Raw genomic sequence first — 20,359 nt, 5'->3', positions numbered from 1 at the left:
GGAAGGGAAGAGGAGGAGAGGAGGTACGGGCGAGGGGGAGAGGAGGTCTACTCCTTGACGCCGCCCGCGCTGATCCCGGCGATGATGTGCCGCTGGAAGACCAGGAAGACGGCCACCATCGGGATGCTCGCGATCACCATCGCGCCGATCAGGTAGGTCAGCGGCAGACTCGCGGACAGTTGCACCAGCGCGACGCTGATCGGCTGCTTGTCGGTGTCCGGGAAGACCAGCAGCGGCCACAGGAAGTCCTGCCAGACCGCGACCACCGCGAAGATCGACACCACCCCGAGCACCGGCCGCGACATCGGCAGCACGATGTACCACAGGGTCCGCAGCGGTCCGGCGCCGTCGATCGACGCGGCCTCCAACACGTCGTCGGGCAACTGGTCGAAGAAGCGCTTGAGCAGGTACAGGTTGAACGCGTTGGCCACCGACGGCAGCCAGATCGCCCACGGGGTGTTGAGCAGGTTGGTGCCGACGAATGGCACGTCGATCGCGGTCAGGTACTTGGGTACGAGCAGCGCGGACGCGGGCACCATCAGCGTGGCCAGGATCGCGCCGAGCACGATCTGCCCGAACACCGGCTTGAGTTTGGACAGCGCGTACGCCGCCGTCGTGCACAGCACGATCTGGAAGAACCACGCGCCTCCCGCCTGGAGCGCGGTGTTCTCGAGGTAGCGGGCCAGGTCCATCCGGCGCCACGCCTCGGCGTAGTTGTCCGCGTGCCATTCCTTCGGCACGTAGGTCGGCGGGCTCTGCAACATCTCGTCGGGGGACTTGAACGCTCCGGTGACCATCCAATAGATGGGGAACAGGAACGCGGCGGTGAAGCCCGCCAGGGTGAGCGCGAAGACCACCCAGTAGGTGATCCTGCCTCGCTTGCTGCGCATCCGCATCGGCGAGACGAGGGTGCGTACCTGGGCGCCGGCCCGGCGTCGGGAGCGTTCCGCCGCGCGCTCCGCCCGCCGACGCGCGCGCCGATCCGCCCATGCGCCGGCGCGCCCGCCGTCGGATCCGATCGTGGTCGTCATCGCCGGCCCCCTAGTCCTTCGTCCGGGTCAACCGCAGGTACAGCGCGGAGAACGCCGCGAGCAGGATCAGCAGCAGCACGCTGAGCGCGCACGCGCTTCCGTAGTCGCTGTAGACGAACGCGTATTTGTAGATCAGGTACAGCACGGTGATGGTGGAGTCGCCGGGTCCGCCGCCGGTGATCACGAACGGTTCGACAAACACCTGCATCGTGGCGATGATCTGCAGGAGCATCAGCATCAGGATGATGAACCGGGTCTGCGGGACGGTCACGTGCCGGATGCGCTGCCACAGGTTCGCGCCGTCCAGTTCGGCCGCCTCGTACAACTCGCCGGGGATGCCCTGGAGCGCGGCGAGGTAGATCAGCACCGTGCCGCCCATGTTGGCCCAGGTGGCGACCAGGACCAGCGAGATCATCGCGGTGTCCTCGCCGTTGGTCCAGGTCGAGGTGGGCAGGTGCGCGGCGCGGAGCACCTCGTTGAACAGGCCCGGTCCCGGGTCGAAGAACCATTTCCACATCAGCGCTGTGACCACCGGCGGGATCATCACCGGCAGGTAGACCGCGAGTCGGAAGAACGCCCGGGCGTGCCGCATCTCGTTGATCAGCAGGGCCAGTACGAACGGCACCACGAAGCCGATCACCAGGGCCAGCCCGGTGAAGTAGAAGGTGTTGCGCCAGGCGGCGGCGAACTCGGGGTCGTGGAGGACGGTGGTGAAGTTGTCGAACCCCACCCACTCGGTGCCCGCGTCGGCCCGGCCGCCGGTGCGTTGGAAGGACAGTTGGATGGCCCGGATCGCCGGATACCAGGAGAACAGCGCGAAGCAGAGCAGGCCGCCGGCGAGGAATCCGTAGGCGGTGAGGTTGGCGGTGATCGCGCGGCGTAGACGGGTTCGGCCCTGGGAGTGGGAGGCGGGGCCGCCTCGGGGGCCGGTTCGGGAGCCGCCCGGTCGCCATCGGGTCCGGCCCGGGGGGTCCGGCTTGGAGACCGCGACCGTGGTTGTCATGGCGTGCGCTCCCTCGCTGCTGTCGCTTGTCGCCGCTGCCGCTGCCGCTGCTTGTGCCGGTGCCGCTGGTGGGCTGGTGGGCTGGTGGGCAGGTGGGCCGGGGTGGCCGGGTGTCGGGGGTGTGCGGGCAGCGGGCCGAGCGCCGGGGGCGGGCCGGGGCTGGGGTGGTGTCCCGGCCGGCCCGTCGGGCGCGCGGACAGGGCCCGGTGGTGACCGCTGCTCGCGGGCCGGGGCTACTTGGCCAGTTGCTGGGTGATCTTGCTGTTCGCGTCGCCGAGCAGCTTGTCCAGGTCGGCGTCCTTCTTGGTCAGCACGCTGGAGACCACACCGTCCAGGATCGAGTAGATCTGCTGGCCGTTCGGGGGTTCGGCGATCGCGGGGACGGTGGCGCCGGCGAAGCTCGCGTAGTTTTCCACCGGCAGGTTCGCGTTGGCCGCCTTGAGGTCGACGTTGGACTTCGCGGCGCCGCCGGTCCAGATGGCCGGCTCGGGCAGTCCGACCGGCTCCTTGTCGGTCTTGCCCCGGGCCCAGTCGTTCAGGCCCTTGCCCGGGGTGAGCGCGAGGAAGTCGAGCCACTTCAGGCCCGCCTCGATCTGCTCGGGGGTGCACTTCTTGTTGAACATGTAGCCGTCTCCGCCGGCCAGGGTGCCCTTGCCCTCCGGCATCGGCGCGATGCCCAGGTCGGCGAGCTTGCCGCCGAACTCGTTGACGATGGTGGGGATGTTGTCGGGCGCGGCCAGGAACATGCCGAGCCGACCGCTGCCCATCATCTGCTGGACGTCCGCGATGGTCAGCAACTGCTTGCTGCCCATGCTGTTGTCCGTCCAGCGCATGTCGTGCAGCGTCTGTAGGACGGCCTTGCCCTCGGGCGTGTTCACGGTGCCGGACTTGCCGTCGGCGGACACCGCCGTGCCGCCGCGCGAGTACAACTCGGCGACGAAGTGCCAGCCGCCCTGGTTGCTCGCGCTGTAGTCGGCGTAGCCGACCGCGCCGCCGCCGCTGTCGGCGATCTTCTTGGCCGCGGCACGGACCTCGTCCCACGTGGCCGGCGGTTTGTTCGGGTCCAGGCCGGCCTTGGTGAACAGCGCGCGGTTGTAGACCAGGCCCATCGAGTAGTTCGTGCGCGGTACGCCGAAGGTCTTGCCGCCGGCGTCCTGGAAGTACTTCACCAGGTCGGGGCGAAGTTCCTTGCCCGCGACGAGCTTGTCCATGTGGGCGCTGATGTCGGCCGCGCCGCCGCGGGCCAGCACGGTCTGCACGTTGGTGTAGTTGACGTAGAACAGGTCTTCCATCCGACCCCCGGACAGCTTGGCCTCGAACGTGGTCGGGTCCGAGCAGGGAAACGCGTCCTTGGACTCGATCTTGATGTTCGGGTTGGCCTTCTCGAAGGTGGCCACGTCCTGTTCCCACTGCTTGCGGTCGACCTCGGCGGTGCGCGGCGGCTTGCAGTTGACCGTGATCGAGACCTTCTTGCCGCCGCCGGTCGCGGTGGTGTTCGCGGCGCCAGAGGGGTCGGCCTTGGCGTTGTCCGCCTTGTCGCCGGAGTCGTCCGAGCAGGCGACCCCGGCGAACAGGAGACCGGCGGCGACGAGGACGGCGGAGGATCTGCGGTACCTGGGCGTGGTGTCGCGCAGCCGACGTGCGCGACGGGTTTCACGTATCTGGCGCATCTGAAGAGCCCTCCTGACCGTGGGGACCCGTCGGCCGGCAGGTCGTCGGCTGCCCGCGGGGGGTTTGCGGGCAGCACGAGATGGCCCGGAGGCGGCCGTGCGGATCTCGGTCGGTACTCGATGGAACCCGACGATGGAACGAACAGGCGCAGACGTCCGGGAAGGTGCGATCCGGACCCTGCGTGGCGCTGCACACTCAACCACGGGGAACCACGGCGCTACAAGATGTCGACGAGATTTCGCAAATTAGCGACAGGGATCGGTGGTTCGTTCGATGGCACCTTGCAGAATGCTGCCTTTCAGTTGGTGGTGGGCCCGGTGGAGCGGTCGTCGGGGGTGTTTCGGCCCGCCGCCGGAACCGGTCCCGACGACTTGCGCAGCACCAACTCCGGCTCGAACAACAGCTCGTCGTGGGTGACCCGGGTACCGGCGATCTCGGCCATCAGCAACTCGACCGCGGCCCGGCCCATCAGCTCGATCGGCTGGCGTACGGTGCTCAGCGGCGGGTCGGTGGCCGACATCAGCGCGGAGTCGTCGTAGCCGACGATCGACACATCGCCCGGAACGTGAAGTCCCAGGCGGCGCACGGCCCTCACCGCGCCGAGCGCGAGCGGGTCGCTGGCGCACACGAGCGCGGTGATGCCGCGATTGATCAGCCGGGTGGCGGCGGCCTGGCCGCCCTCGGGGGAGAACAGGGCGTGTTCGATCCGGTCCTCGGGGAGGTGTACGGCGAGCCGGGCCGCGGCCAGTTTGCGGTTGGAGGGCACGTGGTCCGGCGGGCCGAGGATCATCCCGATCCGGTCGTGGCCCAGCGCCGTCAGATGTGCGATCGCCTGCTCGGCGGCGGCCGCGTCGTCGCAGCTCACGCGCGGGAAGTCGAGGTTGTCCACGGCCGCGTTCATCAACACGGTGGGCAGGTTGCGCTCGGCCAGGCGGGCGTAGTGGCCGTGTGGCGAATCGGCCTGCGCGTACATGCCACCGAAGAAGATCACCCCGGAAACGGCCTGGTCGAGCAGCATCTCGACATAGTCGGCCTCGGTCACCCCGCCCGCCGTCTGGGTGCACAGCACGGGCGTGAACCCGCGTTGCGCGAGCGCGCCGACCACGATCTCGGCCAGCGCCGGGAAGATCGGATTCTGCAACTCCGGCAACACCAATCCGACCAACCGCGCTCGCTCGCCGCGCAGTTGGGTGGGTCGCTCGTACCCCATCACGTCCAACGCGGTCAGCACCGCGGCCCGGGTCCCCTCCGACACCCCCGGCTTTCCATTGAGCACGCGACTGACCGTCGCCTCGCTCACTCCAACCTTCTTCGCAACCTCAGCAAGTCGACGCACCATGCGCGCAAGACTAGTACGGGCAACGTCATCATTTTGCATAATCACGCAAGACCTGTGCATGCAGGGGTGGGAATGCGGGGTGCGGGGGCGTCACGGGCCACCGACGCCCACCGTCGCGCTCCCGCCCCGGCGCGCCCGGGTGGTGCGGACACCGGGCCGGCGCGAGGACCCCCCGCGCGCCGTTCGACGTGCCCACCCCACCCACACCGCGCACCGAGACGCTACCGGGCAGGCGCGACCCCGGCACGCGAACGGAGCGACCGAAGGGTGCGGGGTTACGGGGGTGGGGGTGTGAGGGATTGGGCGGCTTCGAGGAGGGCTTCGACGATCCGGGATTCGGGGACGGTTTTCACGATTTGGCCTCGGACGAAGATTTGACCCTTGCCGTTGCCGGAGGACACGCCGATGTCCGCTTCGCGGGATTCGCCGGGGCCGTTCACGACACAGCCCATGACCGCGACGCGCAGCGGGATCGGGAAGCCGTCGAAGGCCGCCTCGACCCGGCGGACCAGGCGGTGGATGTCCACCTGGAGTCGGCCGCAGCCCGGGCAGGAGACGATTTCGAGTCGGCGCGGACGCAGCCCGAGGGATTGCAGGATGTGGCAGCCGGCCTTGACCTGTTCGGTGGGCGAGTCGGACAGCGACACCCGGATCGTGTCGCCGATGCCCTCCGCCAGCAGGATGCCGAACGCCACGGCGGACTTGATCGAGCCCTGGAGGCTGGGCCCGGCCTCGGTCACGCCCAGGTGCAGCGGATAGTCGCAGCGCGCGGCGAGCAACCGGTACGCGGCGATCACCGTGCGCGGATCGTGGTGCTTGACCGCGATCTTCAGGTCACCGAAGCCGTGCTCCTCGAACAACGAGCATTCCCACAGCGCCGATTCGACCAGCGCCTCGGGGTCGGCCCGACCGCCGTGCCGGGCCAGCACCCGCGGGTCGAGCGAGCCGGCGTTGACCCCGATCCGGATCGGTACGCCCGCCGCGCCCGCCGCCGTCGCGATCTCCCGGACCTTGTCGTCGAACCGGCGGATGTTGCCCGGGTTCACCCGTACCGCCGCGCAACCCGCGTCGATCGCCTGGAAGACGTAGCGCGGCTGGAAGTGGATGTCCGCGACCACCGGGATCGGCGATCGCGCCGTGATCGCGGGCAGCGCGTCCGCGTCGTCCTGGGAGGGCACCGCGACCCGGACGATGTCGCAGCCGGCGGCGGTGACCTCCGCGATCTGCTGCAGCGTGGCGTCGACGTCGGCGGTCGAGGTGGTGGTCATGGTCTGCACGCTGATCGGCGCCCCGTCACCCACCGGTACGGCGCCGACGTCGATCCGCCGCGACCGGCGCCGGATCGGAACCTGCGTGGGCACCTCGGGCAGGCCGAGGTCGGTGGCGGTCATGCGGGTGCCTCCTGTGCGGATGGGCGCGTGCTCGCGGTTGCGCGACATGGCTGTGCCGGGGCGTCTGCGATCGGCGCATGCCGTACCGGCGACGGGAGTTCGGCACCGGCGGAGGACGTACGGGGCGGCCTCGCTCGAGTACCGGTCCGCCGGCGTAGTCGCGGATCGGTCGCGCGTGGTCGACCGAGTCTCGAGCACCCGTCGTACATGTTCCTCCCGGGTCGCGGCAGTGTGCGCACGCGGCCGCAGGGGCGGGCCGAGGCCCGGTCGGCGCGACGTGCATATGGCAGTTTTCCCGACGATCGGACGATCGAGAAGGCGTGAAGCATGGCCCGGTGGCGCACCGATGATCACGACGGCACGCGGGGGGTACGGACGTACGGGAGGGCGCGATCGGATGCGCCGGGCGGGCGCTTCGAGCGCCGTCGGATGCCGGTTCGCGTGCCGGTCGGGGGCCGGGTCGGAGGCAGGTTCGGGGCCGGTTCCGGTGCGGGGTCGGGTCCGTGGGCGGCCTCACGGCTCACTCGTCGAGCAACATCCGGCGTAGCCGCTCGAAGGCGGTCGGACTCGGGCGGTTCGGCAGGAAATCGCGGATCTGCCGGGCGCATTCGGCGGAGCTGTAGGTGTGTGTGTCGCATTCGAGGTCGTACACGCCGTGCGCGTGCACCCGGTCGAACTGGAGGGCCACCAGGCCGGAGGGCCGGTCCCCGCGTGCCTGTTCGCGGCGCAGCAACTCGGCGCGTGGGCAGCGCAACCCGACCAGCACCACGTCCCGGGCGGGCAGCACGTCCAGGCAGTCGAGCAGGCGCCAACGTTTGCTGAGGAGGTGGTCCATCACCACGTGGTTCCCGGCGGCGGCCATGCCGGCGACCGCGCGATGGAAGCCCCTGACCGTGCGGTCGATTTCGGCCTGGACGAGGTCCGGCGCGATGTGCCGCTTCGAACGCATGGCGTGGAAGGAGTCCACCGGGAGGTGGTAGTGCGAGGGTTCGAGGATGCGCAGCAGTTCCGTCGCGATGCTGGACTTGCCGGAACTGGAGGTGCCGTTCAGGAAGATGACGCGCCCCGTCGCGGGTCGCGTCGGTGACTCTTGCGGCGACGTCATCTCCGCAGTGTAGCGGCCTGGATCCTATTACGGATCTTCTATATCCGTTATATCGATGCCGTTGCGCCGGTCGTTCCGTCGGGGAGTGGGCTCCGCTCGGTGGTGCTCCACGGGTGAGGCGGGCGGGTGTCGTCCGGCGGTGCGGCGGGCGTTGGCCACGATGAATTCGGTCGCCTGATTCGGTCGCCTGATTCGGTCGCGTGATCGGGCCGTCGGATCGGGTGGGAACGCCCGGTATCGGACCGAAATCACCGATGTGGTCGACCTCGCGGAGTGTCGCACCTCCCGAAGGGGGGTTGCCCGTCGGGGCTCTGGCATGCTGGGCGGCGTCCGAGTACCCGTGATGGGGAAGCCAACGGAGGTCCCAGATGAGCCTTGCCCGCAGAGCGACTTCGCCACCCAAAGCGAAGGTCGTGGTCGTCATCAACCGTAAGGGTGGTGTCGGCAAGAGTACGATCGCGGTGAACCTGGCCGCCGTCGAGGGCCAGAACTTCACTCCCACCGGGCCGTTCGACCCCGATGCCGACGCGCCCGTGGTCGCCTGCGGCATCGACCCGCAGGGGTCGATGGAGGACTGGGCGGACCGGGTCCCCGAGGAACACCTGCCGTTCGACTACATGTCCACCAAGGGCAAGCCCGGCATGCTCGCCGAGTTGAAGGCCGATCCCGCGGTCGCGCGGATCATCGTGGACAGCCCGGGATTCATGGACACCGACCCCGAGGCCGAACTCACCACCGACCCGCTCGGGCACGGCGCGGCGGCGGACGCCCTGCGGGACATGCTCGAGGTCGCGGACCTGGCGGTGGTACCGATCACGCCGGAGTTCATGAGCTGGTCGCCCAGCGAGTACACGATCGAGCGGGTGCTCAAGCCGCGTGGGATCCCGTACATCGCGGTGGTCAACCTGTGGGACCCGCGCGACGGCGAGACCGACCGGGCCCGGGTCGAGGCGTGGATAGACGAACGCGGCTACCCGAGGGCCCGGGAGCCGATTCGCAAATACAAGATCCACGCCCATGCGGCGGAGGGCGGACTCGTGGTCACCCAATACAAGGAGAGCGGCACCGCGTTGCGTGCCCGCGAGGACTTCTACAAGCTCGCCCTCGCGATCGAGCAGGCGATCTGATGGGCCGTCAACGTACTCCCAGGACGGCCGCCGAGCCGCGTCGACTGCGGACCGCCGCCGACATGGCCAAGGAACTGCCGGCGCCGTTTCGGCCGCTGTCCGACAGTCCGGTCCTGATCGACGACGAACAGCGACAACTGGCCGCGTGCGAGGCCGCGATCGAGACCTTGCGGGTGGCGTTCTGGGCAGCGGGCAAGGCATTGCAGATCGTCCGCGACGCGCGGCTGTACCGCACCCGCTACGAGACCTTCGAGGACTACTGCCTCGACCGCTGGGACATGCAACGCCGGTACGCGGACCGGCTTATCCAGGCCTGGCCGATCGCGGAGGCATTGAGTCCAATTGGCCTCAAGGCGGTGAACGAGGCGCAGGTCCGTGAACTCGTGCCGCTCGCGGGCCGATACGGGAACGAGGCCGCCGTGACGGTGTACCGCACGGTCGCCGAGGCGGAAGCCGTACCGCTGACGGCGGCGGTGTTGCGCGGCGCGGTGGCGGCGGTCGGCGAGGCGTTCTCCCCGGCTGCCGCGGTCGAGCAGGTCCGCGGCTACCTCGCCTCGCTCGGCATCGAGCCGGAGCCCGACGGCGACCGGGTGGTCGACTACACGGCCAAGGCCGCGGACACCATTCCGCGTCGCTGGCTGAGCACGCTGGCCAGGCAGGATCGGGCGGCGGCGGTGGCCTACCTCGACGAGCTGGAGCGTCAGGTGGCACGGGCACGGCTGGAGCTTGCCGAGGGCGACGCCGAAGGCCGTGCCGGTGGTCCGGGCGCAGCCGAAGTCGCGGGTCGTCCGGACGGCGACGCGGGGTCGGGATCGAGCGCGGACCGGAGCGCGGTGTCCGCGTAGACGCTGCGCGCCGCCGGAGCATGGGCGTCGGGTGAGTCCAATTGGACTCACTTGGTGAGTCGTTGCGGCCGGGCGGTCGCTCGTACGTGCGTTGCGATGCGCCGGGGTGTGTCTGTGCTCCTTCGGGACTCGGCGGCCCTGCCTTCGTCGCACGTGGGCGGGTGCCTTCCGCGTACGGCCGCCGGCCGCCGGCCGCCGACCGCCGGCTGTCCGCCTTCCGCCTCTCGTGTTCCGCGTTTGCCGCGAGTACGAGGCAAGCGCGTGGGGCGGGCCGGGCGTGCTCGGCGGTGGAGGGCCGCCGGTGCGTGCGTCCCGCCGACGCGACGGGCGCGCGGCCGGGCCGGCGTACGCGCGGATGCCGGCCCGGGGTCGGCGGAGCGGATGTCTGCGGCACCTGATCGGATCGTCCCCGGTGGTGGATCACCTGTCACCGACCGCTTCGGCAGGTCACTTCCCGGAAGGTGACATCTCGAAGGGTGACTTGTCGAAGGGTGGCTCCGGAAGGTGACCGCGGATCACCGACCGGACGTCGGAGCGGCCGCCGAAGGCCGAGCCGCGTACCGCGAAGCCGGGTTCCTCCACCACGCAGGTAGCCTCCTCCACCGAAGGACGGTCCCTCACCCGCAATCCAGTCTCCGGCCGAAGGACGCCGCCGCCGAGGGAAGCCCCCACCGACCGTCGGATCGCCCACCCGGCGTTCGCTTCTCCGCGGCCCGAACCACCCACCGAAACGAGCACTTCCCGACTCGGACCCGTGCCTCGCGCGCGGGACGAAGGAGTTGTCGCAGACATGCTGGACCTCGCGCGCTGGGACTGGTCCCGGCACTGGCCCTACCTGGCCGGAGCCCTCGTCGTGCTGGCCTCGATCGTCCTCATCGAACGCGCCCGCCGCCGCGCGATCGCCGAACGTGCCCGCGTCGCGGCCCTGCCGGAGGAGGCCCGCAAGGCGTTGGAGAGCGACCGCTCCGCGACCCGGGACCGGCGCGGGAGGCGAGTCGAGGACCTGCTGACGGCGGCGGTCGCGGCAGCCGCGGCGGGCCTGTCGGCGGCCCAACTCGGCAAGTTCGGCCGGGACGTCATGGGACTGCACGGCCCGTGGGCGTATCTGCCGTTCGTCGCGCTGGACTTCGCGGCCGTGGTGTGTGCGCTTCGAGCGCGCCGGCGGGCGTCGCGGGGCGCCGCGGCGGGTCTGTCGGGGGCCCTGGTGTGGGTCCTGGCGTTGTTGTCCGCGTCGATGTCGGCCAGCGAGGGTGACAACCTCGGCGAGGCGTTCGCGCTCGGCATCTGGGCGCCGATCGCGGCGGTGTTGTGGGAGCTGGGCCTGGCCGAGGAGCGGCACGCACGGACCGAACGCGCCGATCGCCGGATCGGGTTGATCCGCTGGCTGCACCCGATCGAACGTGTCCTGGTCCTGGCCGAGCTGGCGGGTGACGAACACCTCGGCGCGGCCGACGCGACCGAACGTGTCCGTGAGCGCCGCGCGGCACGCGCGTTGTACCGCCTGCGCCAGGCCACCGAGGCCCGTGCGGCACTGGTGGACGGGGGCGTCTCCCGCCCCAAGCGCGGGACCGAGCGCAGGTACCGTCGGGCCGAGGCGTTCGCGCAGCGTACGGCGGCGCGCGTCCGGTTGGCCGATGCCGAGGTGGAGGCCGCCGTCCTGCCGCAACTGCGCATCCTGGTCGACGTGGGTCGGCTCGCGAACATGACCTGGCCCGCCCCGGACGCCACCGCCATCCCTCGGCAGCGCGGCGGCCGGCCGCACCTCGGCACGGGTCCCACGCACCCGCAGGCCGGCGAAGCGCACCCGTATCCGACCGCCACGCGCCGGGTTGCCGGCGTCGCGGTCTCCGCCGGCGCCGGCGCGGGCGCTCAGCCGGAGGCCGGGTTTTCGTCCATGGACGGCGGATCGTCGGGGGACGAGCCTTTGCAGCGCGCCACGACTGCCGCGTCGCCGGGGGCGAACGGCTCGGGCCGTGGCGCGGCTGCGGCTTCGTCCTCGTCCGCGGTCGGGGGAGACGCGGAGATGGAGCAGCAGGGGACGAGGATCGGGTGGTCGGGGACCGGCGACCTGCTCGTCGGCGGGACGGTCGGGTCGGCCCATGCCGGGGACCCGCGTGACGGTGTGGTGGCCACCTGGCCGGGCGGCGGCGAGTCGGGCCGAGGGGCAGGGGCCCGGTTGCCGAGGGCCTCGGGTCCGGCGACTCTCGGTGCCGGCGGTGCGGCGACCCGAGGCACGCCGAACGGGCCGCGCGGCCCGGAAGGCCGCTCCCGGGAAGCGGCGATGGCTTCGGCGGGCGCCGGGGGCTCGACCCGGTCGCCGGGCACCGGGGGCGGGGCGCCGCGAGCCGCCGAGCCGCGTCGGGCGGAGGCGGGCGACGGGGATTCGGATGACCGAGATCGGACCCGAGGCGTGAGCGGAGACTCGCCGAGCGGGCACGGACCTCGGTACGAGCGTCCCCCGGGTCCGGCGGCCGCACAGCCCGACTTCGGCGCAGGTCGCGAAGGTGCGGCGGAGTCCGCACCGGCCGCCGTGAGCTGGGCCCCCGAGATGGCGACGCCGCCGGACGGCGAGGGCTTGCCTCCCGGTGCGCGGATCGGGCCGCCCGCGCCCGGCGCGGGCCACCGCGAGTCGGGCGCCATGGCCGGGCCGCGCGGAGGTGAGCCGCACCTGTCGGCCGTTGTCGGTGCGTACGAGCCGGGGAGCGGGCCGGAACCTGCGGATGACGGTCGGCACTTGGCGGGGACGAATGCGTACGGCGACGCGTACGCGCCCCACGAGGCACAGGTCGGGTCGTCCGGTGGCGAAGGCGTGTACGGCGACGAACTCGGGACGTGGCCGGAGTCCGCGAGTACGCGCCGCCACGTCGCGGAAGCCGAGGTGTCCGGCGACACGGCCGCACCTCGGGGCACGGTGGCGGGTGCGCGTCGGCATGTTGCGGATGCGGACGCGGACGTGTCGGGTGCCGTGGTGGGGGCCGACACGATGGCGGGGCCCGAGTCGTTCGGTGGCGGAGGTAGGCGTCACCACATGGCGGGTGCTTGGTCCGAGGACCTGGAGCCGGACCGCGTGTCGGGTGTCGCCGGCACGCGTCCTGTCGCCTCGAGGCGGGATGCCGGTGGCGAGTCGTCGGGTTCGGGGGCGAGTTCGGGGTCGGGTTCGGTGTTGGGCCCGGGTCCGGGTGTCGGGGGAGGGCGTGGGTTCGACGCGGTGGCCTCCGAGGGGCGACTGCCCGATGCCGGCGTGCGTGCGGAGGTGGATGGCCGGTCGTGGGAGGTCGGTGACCTGCACCATCGCGCGACGGCCGAGGTGCGCTGGGAGGGGACTCCGCAACCTGCCCCGTCGGGCATGTCGCCGGCCGCTCCGAACAGGTACGAGGTCGGCGCCGCCGGGTCGCCCGCAATGGCGGGTTCGTCCCCGGACGCGGGTGCCGGTTCGCCCGACGTCCCTGGCCGCCGGCCGCGCGATGCCGCCGGCGCCGTGAGCGCGTCGGGAGCGGTGCGACCCGACATGGCGGCGAGCGGGTCCGGTACGGGGGCGACACCCGTGCCGGCTCGTGCCACCCGCCACGGGCGGGCCACCCGACACGACACCGACCCCGACACGGCGGCGCCCGGCGACCCGACATCCGCCGTGGCGGCGCCACGTGGCCGGACAGGCGACATGGCGCCCATCGCCGATTCCGGCAGCGGCGCACACCGGCCGCCATCGGAACCGACACTGCCGGACATGCCCGCCACGCCCGCCGACCGCCGCGCGGAACCCGACGTCACACCGTCACGCCGGTCGTCTCCGGCCGAGTCGGCGGCCGGTGACGCCAATTCCGCGCTGGCACCGGCGACACCCGACACGCCGTCGGAGCCGCCCGCCCGCGACCCGATCGAATCGTCTTCCGCCGCCTCCATCGACTACGACATCGCACTCCAGGGTCGCGTCGCCGACGGCGCGGCACTCACCACCGCCGCCCGCCGCGACCCCCGAGTCCTCAGCCTCGCCGCCCTCCTCGCCGCCGAAGCCGACCTGACCGGCGCCGCCGTGGGCCGCAGCCTCGGCGTCAGCGAACGCACCGGCCAACGCCTCCTCCGCCTGGCCCAGGACGAACTCGACGCCCGCCGCAACCACGCCGACAACCCCGACCTGGCCGACGCGGGCCTGTGACCCGAGGTCGGCACTACCAAGCCCGCCACCGAGCCGGCCACCACCGAGGTGACTCGCATCCGAGAAGTGACTTCGTACAACCGAAATCCCGCGCGAGTCGCCGGCGGTCGTGACGTCGAGGGTTCGCCCGAACTCTTTCGCCGGTGATCGGTGACCGATGATCCGTGCCCCCATCACCCAGCGCACCGTCTCGCGTTCCGCGGCCCGCCGCACGGCACGTTGCGCACGGGGATTCCGCAACCGCGCGCACCTGGACCGGTTGCCCGATTCCCGAGTCCTGCTCCTTGAACGTCGGCCCGACCCCCGGTGACGGAGGCCGGGCCGACGTGTCCACCACCCTGCGGCGAACATGGCCGGTCGCAGCAACGACGGCCCCCGACATCATGACCGGTCACACCGACACGACAACAGGCGCATGGCAATACGAGGCTCGGGACGGTCGGCGCCGCGCCGCGTACCGGTCGACTTTGGGTCGGCCGCCGCCGTCGTGAGGCGCGGAACGCGGCCCGGCCCGACCCGGCACCCGTGGCGCGGCGCGTCCTTGCCGTCGCGATCGTGGCGGTGACTCAAGACACGGGCTTTCGCACTCCCCGCTCGACGCCCTCGACGCCCTCGACCACAATCGTCATCACCGGTCCGGGCCGGCGGTCGACGCAGCGGCACACAGCTTCCTCGACGCGATCCGACCGGTCCTCGAACGCGCCCAGGCCGCCGGCGCCGCCCGCCCGGACGCCACCGTCGACGACGTGTCCACCCTGGTCCGAGCCCTCGCCCACGTGGCGACGCCCGACGAGGGCGAAGCCGTCGACCGGGTCCTGCGGATCGTCCTCGACGGCCTCGGTGTGCCCCACTGACCCGCCTGCGGTGCGACCAGCCCTGATCTCCGGCGATGCCGGGAGTGAGGGTGGGAGCGACGGGGAACCGGTGCGGTTCCGGTGTCGACCTCGGCACGGCCGGTGGTGCGTGCGGTGGGGCGATGAGTTTCGCCGTTGCCGCCGGTCTCCATTTCCGACACGCGATCAACCGCACTCGAGGAGAGCGTCATGACCGCCACCTACACCTTCGACGTCTTTTCCAGCCTCGACGGCTTCGGCGCGGCCGGCGGCGACTGGACCGGCTACTGGGGCAAGCAGGGTCCCGAGCTTCTCGACCACCGGTTCGCCCTCTACGGCGAGGACCAGCGGATGGTGTTCGGGGCCAACACGTACCGGGCGTTCGCGCGCATGTGGGCATCGAGTACCGAGGAGTCCGAGGTGCGTGACCCGTGGGTCACGCGGATGAGGAGCCTGCCCGCGACGGTGGTGTCGACCACCTTGGAAGGATCCCTCGACTGGCCGGACGCGACCGTCGTGAGCGGCGACGCCGTCGATGTCGTCGCCCGGCTCAAGGCGGAGTCGGACGTACCGTTGCGCTCGCACGGCAGCCTGTCGATGAACCGGGCGCTGATGGCCGCCGGTCTGGTCGACCGCGTCCAGGTGACGCTCTTCCCCGTGATCACCGGTCGGACCGGGCTGGACCCGATCTTCCGGGGCGCGGCCGACTTCGACCTCGAACTGATCGAGCACCGGACACTCGACGGGCACATCCAAGAACTCGTCTACCGCCCCACCCTGCATGTCTGAATCCACATGTCCGAATCCGTGCCCGCCCCCGGCGGATGCCGCGATCGCTTCCGCGGACGGTCCGGAAGGATGACCGGTCACCGAGGCGGACGTCCGGTTCTGTCCGCGCTACTGCGCGTAGCGCCGACGGGCGAGATGAAGGGTGATGTCGGCGGCAATCTCCACCGTCTCGGGCAGAACCCGCATGATCTGCCGAAAAACCTGCTCCTGCTCCGAGGCCGGCAATATCAGATAGGCCGATATGGTCGAGAGTTGGCCGATGTAGTCGCGAGCACTCATCGTCAAGCGCCGTCCGATCATGGACTGCCGAACATCGGTGAACCACTCGGAGCGTTGCAGCTCCGTACCCGGCCACTGCATGTCATGCTCCGGAGGTGTCCCGTCCGGGGACGGAACCCCGTCGCTTTCCAAGAACGGTGCTCGGGCCGCTCGAACGGCTTCCTCCACGGCGGGGTCGGCCGGTTGCACCGGTCCACCGAACGAGGCGAACACGCCACCCGGCTCCAGCAGCGCGGCCGTGCGTGACCACCGACCCTCCGGGTTCGTCCAATGCAGCGCCGCCGCCGCATACACCAGCCCATAGCTTTCGCCCGGTCGCAAGTCCTCGAACGCGGCTCGCACCGTCCTGACCCTCGCCGGAACGTGCTTGCGCAACTCGGCGAGCATGTCTCCGTCGGGCTCGGTGGCGGTGACCGCGATTCCCCGTCGAGCGAACAGGCGGGTCGCCTTGCCTGTCCCGGCGCCGACCTCGAGGGCAGTCCGAATCGGCCGACCCGCGTACTCCATCACCCTGTCGAAGAGCTCCACGGGATACCCCGGCCGGAAGCGTTCGTATGCTTCCGCTCTCATCCCGAAGCTCAGTGCGCGACCAGACATGCCGAGCATCGTGACACGAGCTGCGCCGTCGTGGCTCGGCGCTTTTTGTGCGACCCGACCGCCCGATCGAGAACACGGGCGGGCACACCTCGCTCGTCTGCCCATCCCGGGCCCTCGCCGAAGCCGACGGGGCCGGCGCACCGGTCGACGCCCACCGGGTCGGCCCGCGCCGCCCGGATCACCGGCCTCGGCAGCGGTACCGACTCGGAGCTGTGGACGCGGTTGGCCCGGACGTATGGGCCCTGTCCGCCGGCGCCCGGTCCGAGCGGGCGGCGGAATCGTCCGCGTCCGAGGTCTCCGGAATCGGCGGTCGTGTGTGTCGGTCGACGGCATCGAGTCGTTGACCGGACTACCGGAGGACACGCCGGGAGTGAGCGGTCGAAGTCTCCGTGGCGACGCGGTCAGCTCGACTTCTCGGCGAGTTCGGCGAGGAACCGCGGCACTCGGCCGGTACCGAAGTCGTAGAACCGTGCCCATTTCGGCTCGACCGCGATACGCGCCATCCGGTCGTACATGGCCCGGCAGTTCCGCTCGAACTCGGCCGCGTACTCAGGGTCGAAGTTCTTCCGCGCGGCCGCGAGGTACTCCGGAACCACGCCGTCGACGATGGTGAGGTGCACGACGCCGCGCACCGACAGTGTCCTGGCCGAGCCCGGGCTGTCGCCGGCGTCGATGGTCAGGGCAACCTCGGGGCGGGCGGACAGCGCTTCCACCTTGGGCGCCGTGGCCGCGGTGGACATGACGATCTCGTCGCCGGTCCAGAAGATCCCGATCGGGATGACACGTGGCAGCCCGTCGAGTCCGTTGTATGCCAGTCGCGCCATCGACGCCCGGCTCAACAGCTCGTGAGCGTCGGCCAGCTCCTGTGCGATCTGCTTGGGGTCCATGACTTGTCGTCCTCCACTGTCGCGCGGCCGCTCGTGGCCACTGTGTCCCTGGGACGGAGACGCCGCCCCGTTCTCGACACCCGCAGCCGAATCGCCGTCCACTCGCCCACGGTAATCGTGCCGCGCGGACCGGCTCGGCCGGACGGCGCAGCGAACGAACAGCCGAGGAGTTCCTGCTCAGAGGAAAACGCGCGCGTTGTCGAGCCACGTCTGCGCGTCCTCACCGTGCGCGGTGAGGTCGGTATCGGCTCGGGACCTGCGCTGGGTGACGCGGAGGCAGAAGTCGAGGGCGCTGCCCTGTATCCGTTGCGTCGCGTTCTCCGGGCCCCATGCCCGGGTTCGGCCGTCGGGACCGGTCAGTTCGACGCGGCACGGCTCTGCCGGAACGGGTAGCTGGGCGGCATGGTGGTGCGGATGGTCTCGGCGGTGACGCCGCCCGCCCGGCGCGCGTCCTTCGGGCGGCGTCCGCCGGCGTCCGTGCCGATGCGACCGTGCTTGTCGATGCGGCGCACCAGCGGGCCGGGAACATCCTGTCCGTGCTCATCGAGCACGGCGCGCCAGGCCCGCATCGCGCGGACCGGGCACAGGTGCGTGTCGGGCTGCGCGAGGATCCGGGTCACGACGCCCGTGGCGCGCACGTCCGTCTTGGACACCCGGGTGTGTACCAACAGAGCTTCCGTTTCGACGAGTTCCCCGGTCTGCTCGTCGAGCAGACCGCCGCGGATCTCCTCGACGTCGTGCAGGTTGAGCCCGGCCGGTTCGGACGAGCGGCCGGCCATGAAGAAGTCGACGAGCAGCACCATGGCGTCGCGGATGCCGCGCGGTGTGGTCCGGTCGGGTGTCCTGCTGAAGTTCGCTGATGCTTACGCCGGCCTGCGCCGGGGTGAGATCCCTGTGGAGCCGGGTACGAGCACGGCGTACCGACTCGACCCGGCGCTGTCATAGCGACCACCCATGTTCTGAGGTGCGTCGACCCGACGTCGCGATCGAGGGCTTCGAGCGGCTACTTGGCTCCTCGTAGGTCCGGGAGCACGACACCGTCCGCCTCGATGAGCCGGCGCGGCTCCGGGCAGTCCAGATCGTCAGGCGATGCCCGAGGCGGTTGCCGTCATGTTCAGACGCACGAAGTCGAGTACCGGTCGTTCCAGGCGCGCGGAGACGGTGCGGACCAGGTCGCGGCGTTCGCCCTCGGTCCGGTCGGTCAGGTAGGGGCCCAGCGCGGCGTGGAGGAGGAAGTCCTCCAGGGCGCCGGCGGAGTCGAAGGGCACGGGTGCGTCCATGAGCCATGCCCGGGCGCCGGTGAATCCGGCGGCGGCCAGTCGTTCGGTGGTCTGCTCGGCGGTGGCGTAGTGGTTGTGGCCGGAGGTGTCGACACCGAGGTCGGCGAGGATGGCGCGTACTCGGGCCAGGCTGCCGTGGCCGCCGCACTGCGCGACCAGGTGCCCGCCCGGGCGCAGGACGCGGGCGGTGTCGGCGAAGAACGCGGCATGGTCGCGCACCCAGTGCAGGGCACCCGTCGAGAGAACGACGTCGAAGGCGGAGTCCTCGAACGGGAGCCGGCTTTCCAGGTCGACTCGGCGCAGGACGACGCGGTCTTCCTGCGGCTCCAGGCGGGTCCGCGCCTGGCTCAGCATGCTCTCCGATACGTCGACGGCGACCACGGAGACCGACGGGAAGCGGCGCAGCAGTTCCTCCGTCACGCGTCCACTGCCGCAACCGGCGTCCAGCACGGTCGAATTCGGTGGTATGTCCAGGCGGGCGAGTACATCGGTGCCCCAGGCGTGCTGGGCGTCGCTTCGCGCGTCGTATGTCGAGCCGGTCCAGGTGTCGGTCATGGCGCTCACTCTGTCGCAGTCCCGGTGCCGGTCGCATCGGGAATTGCGCCCGGCACCGCGAACGCCGTCTTCAGCGATTTTGTCCGCCCACAGTTCGGCGTCCACGAACGGCCTCGCCCTGAACTGCTCGACCGGCGCCGCCATGTGTTCCTGCGAGCGGGCCACAACCAGGCGCTCGCCGCCATACCGGTCGTCATGGGCGTGGATCGCGGACGCGCGCATACAGCTCGCTGCCGTCCGTGACCACCTTCCCTGCAGGTCACACAGCTCCGGTGAGGCGCCGTCCTCGCTGCCGTCTTCGTTCATCCTTTCTTCGAACTCTGACCGCGGCACACAGTGCTCGGATGCTCAGGCGACATTGGTGTTCTGCATGGCGCTTATCCACCACGCGCCGTCCTTCCTGACCGCTACCGCCGTGCCGTGGTTGGCGAACGCTCCCTGCGGAGTAGTGGTGTCCTGGCGAAGGTGGAGGATCGCGAGGTCGGGGGCAGGGGACGAGATGTCCGTCGTCGTGATGCGGGTCGTCCAGCCGGTGACGGGACCGTTCAGCCGGGCCGTGTGGTACTCGAACAGGTTGCTCCAGCCGCGCAGGACCGTGCCGTCGGGGACGATCACGACGGCGTCGTCGCTGAAGGGTCCGTCGATCACGGCCGGGTCCTTCCGGTTGAAGCCGGTCTCGATCTGCGCGACGAGCTGCTCCAGATCGCGCCGGTCCTGCTCGGAGACCGCGGGGCCGTACACGGAGGGTCGAGCGGTCACGGTGATGCACCTTTCTCAGGGGTCAGGCGTTGGTGAGGACGGACAGGAGGTCCTGTTCGGAGAGGGCGCCGCTGCTCGCGGGACGGCCGTCGAACTGGAGGACGGGGACCCCGCGAACGCCCGAGCGGCGGACCCGGTCGAGCTCGGCTCGGGTCTCGGCGGCTCCTTCATCGCTCCAGCGGACACCGACCTCGGACGCGAGGTTCCGCAGGACATCGGGATGGGCCACGTTGAGCTCGTCGGTGTGGTGGGCGCGGAAGAGGCGCTCGACCATCGGCTCCCCGAGGCCCTGGCCGCTTGCGAGGGCGACAAGACGGTGCGCATCGAAGGTGTTGGAGAAGATCGCTTTCTCATGCCGCAGAACGAGGCCCTCGGCCGCCGCGAGTTCGGTGATCTCGGCTATGGCCTGCGCGGGGTCGATGCCGAACGCCTTGCGAAGCACCTCCACCTTGGGTTCGCCCTCAGTGGTCGCCTCGGGAGCCAATTGGAAGGGATGGAAGACCACTTCGGCGCGTCCGCCTTCGACGCGGAAGCGGGTCAGGGCTCGTTGGAGCCGGGTGAACGCGAAGTAGGACCACACGCAGGGGATGTCGAAAGTGAAGTGCACCGAAGTGGCGGTGCCGCTGTCGTTCATGTCGCCAACTTAGCCGTCGGCGAGGGCCCGCACCTCCTTCCGATGGAGGATGCCGCACGCCTTCCCGGGGGATGGTGC

The 20,359-nt window shown here is 70.9% G+C and carries 17 protein-coding genes and 1 pseudogene; 5 read left to right on the top strand and 13 right to left on the bottom strand.

Annotated features, from left to right (window positions below; all coding sequences use genetic code 11):
* Positions 1 to 47 precede the first annotated feature (47 nt).
* From ACIRL2_RS10165 to ACIRL2_RS10140, 6 genes are all read right to left on the bottom strand, one after another.
* Positions 48 to 896 carry a carbohydrate ABC transporter permease gene (locus ACIRL2_RS10165; protein ID WP_395859321.1) on the bottom strand — a complete coding sequence of 283 codons (849 nt, stop codon included), beginning with the start codon at positions 894 to 896 and terminating at the stop codon, positions 48 to 50.
* 145 nt (positions 897 to 1,041) lie between these two features.
* The gene (locus ACIRL2_RS10160; RefSeq protein ID WP_402231420.1) at positions 1,042 to 2,034 is read right to left on the bottom strand and encodes a carbohydrate ABC transporter permease; all 993 of its coding nucleotides are present in this window, start codon (positions 2,032 to 2,034) and stop codon (positions 1,042 to 1,044) included.
* A gap of 233 nt (positions 2,035 to 2,267) precedes the next feature.
* Positions 2,268 to 3,704 carry an ABC transporter substrate-binding protein gene (locus ACIRL2_RS10155; protein ID WP_395859017.1) on the bottom strand — a complete coding sequence of 479 codons (1,437 nt, stop codon included), beginning with the start codon at positions 3,702 to 3,704 and terminating at the stop codon, positions 2,268 to 2,270.
* 299 nt (positions 3,705 to 4,003) lie between these two features.
* Positions 4,004 to 5,044: a LacI family DNA-binding transcriptional regulator gene (locus ACIRL2_RS10150; RefSeq protein WP_395859016.1), complete on the bottom strand. Its 1,041-nt coding sequence runs from the start codon at positions 5,042 to 5,044 to the stop codon at positions 4,004 to 4,006.
* Positions 5,045 to 5,319: 275 nt separating this feature from the next.
* Entirely contained in the window at positions 5,320 to 6,435 is a 1,116-nt protein-coding gene (gene ispG / locus ACIRL2_RS10145) for a flavodoxin-dependent (E)-4-hydroxy-3-methylbut-2-enyl-diphosphate synthase (protein WP_402231418.1), read from the bottom strand.
* A 520-nt stretch (positions 6,436 to 6,955) separates the two neighbouring features.
* Positions 6,956 to 7,540 (bottom strand): chloramphenicol phosphotransferase CPT family protein, encoded by a 585-nt coding sequence (locus ACIRL2_RS10140; protein ID WP_395859015.1) that lies wholly within the window; start codon positions 7,538 to 7,540, stop codon positions 6,956 to 6,958.
* A 413-nt stretch (positions 7,541 to 7,953) separates the two neighbouring features.
* Here ACIRL2_RS10140 and ACIRL2_RS10135 point away from each other — a divergent pair, with 413 nt between their 5' ends.
* From ACIRL2_RS10135 to ACIRL2_RS10115, 5 genes and pseudogenes are all read left to right on the top strand, one after another.
* Positions 7,954 to 8,667, top strand: a complete 714-nt coding sequence (locus ACIRL2_RS10135; protein WP_395859014.1) for a ParA family protein — start codon at positions 7,954 to 7,956, stop codon at positions 8,665 to 8,667.
* Positions 8,667 to 9,512 (top strand): hypothetical protein, encoded by an 846-nt coding sequence (locus ACIRL2_RS10130; protein ID WP_395859013.1) that lies wholly within the window; start codon positions 8,667 to 8,669, stop codon positions 9,510 to 9,512. Before ACIRL2_RS10135 ends, ACIRL2_RS10130 begins: the two co-directional genes overlap by 1 nt.
* 790 nt (positions 9,513 to 10,302) lie before the next feature.
* Positions 10,303 to 13,668: a hypothetical protein gene (locus ACIRL2_RS10125; protein WP_402231415.1), complete on the top strand. Its 3,366-nt coding sequence runs from the start codon at positions 10,303 to 10,305 to the stop codon at positions 13,666 to 13,668.
* Positions 13,669 to 14,285: 617 nt separating this feature from the next.
* Positions 14,286 to 14,522: pseudogene (locus ACIRL2_RS10120) on the top strand (hypothetical protein); the annotation flags it as partial.
* Between the two features lie 189 nt (positions 14,523 to 14,711).
* A complete protein-coding gene (locus ACIRL2_RS10115) occupies positions 14,712 to 15,290 on the top strand; it encodes a dihydrofolate reductase family protein (protein WP_395859011.1) in 579 nt (192 codons plus the stop codon).
* 108 nt (positions 15,291 to 15,398) lie between these two features.
* On the opposite strand, the gene ACIRL2_RS10110 is transcribed toward ACIRL2_RS10115, so the two are convergent.
* The 7 genes from ACIRL2_RS10110 to ACIRL2_RS10080 all read right to left on the bottom strand — a co-directional run bounded on the left by ACIRL2_RS10110 (position 15,399) and on the right by ACIRL2_RS10080 (position 20,281).
* Positions 15,399 to 16,097, bottom strand: coding sequence for a class I SAM-dependent methyltransferase (locus ACIRL2_RS10110; RefSeq protein WP_402231413.1), 699 nt, complete (start codon positions 16,095 to 16,097; stop codon positions 15,399 to 15,401).
* A 470-nt stretch (positions 16,098 to 16,567) separates the two neighbouring features.
* Entirely contained in the window at positions 16,568 to 17,053 is a 486-nt protein-coding gene (locus ACIRL2_RS10105; RefSeq protein WP_402231411.1) for a pyridoxamine 5'-phosphate oxidase family protein, read from the bottom strand.
* Positions 17,054 to 17,230: 177 nt separating this feature from the next.
* A complete protein-coding gene (locus ACIRL2_RS10100) occupies positions 17,231 to 17,413 on the bottom strand; it encodes a hypothetical protein (protein WP_395859318.1) in 183 nt (60 codons plus the stop codon).
* Entirely contained in the window at positions 17,410 to 17,856 is a 447-nt protein-coding gene (locus ACIRL2_RS10095; RefSeq protein WP_402231409.1) for a hypothetical protein, read from the bottom strand. The genes ACIRL2_RS10100 and ACIRL2_RS10095 overlap by 4 nt, the downstream gene beginning before the upstream one ends.
* A 279-nt stretch (positions 17,857 to 18,135) precedes the next feature.
* Positions 18,136 to 18,888: a methyltransferase domain-containing protein gene (locus ACIRL2_RS10090; RefSeq protein ID WP_402231407.1), complete on the bottom strand. Its 753-nt coding sequence runs from the start codon at positions 18,886 to 18,888 to the stop codon at positions 18,136 to 18,138.
* 348 nt (positions 18,889 to 19,236) lie between these two features.
* Positions 19,237 to 19,647, bottom strand: a complete 411-nt coding sequence (locus ACIRL2_RS10085; RefSeq protein WP_395859008.1) for an SgcJ/EcaC family oxidoreductase — start codon at positions 19,645 to 19,647, stop codon at positions 19,237 to 19,239.
* A 22-nt stretch (positions 19,648 to 19,669) separates the two neighbouring features.
* On the bottom strand, positions 19,670 to 20,281 hold the full coding sequence (locus ACIRL2_RS10080; RefSeq protein WP_395859007.1) for a DsbA family oxidoreductase: 612 nt from the start codon (positions 20,279 to 20,281) through the stop codon (positions 19,670 to 19,672).
* Positions 20,282 to 20,359: the final 78 nt, after the last annotated feature.

Origin of the sequence: Embleya sp. NPDC127516, assembly GCF_044765325.1 — a bacterium.
Taxonomy (GTDB): Bacteria; Actinomycetota; Actinomycetes; order Streptomycetales; family Streptomycetaceae; genus Embleya.
The sequence above is the reverse complement of the archived record's forward strand: the minus strand, read 5'-3'. Positions and strand labels throughout refer to the sequence as shown.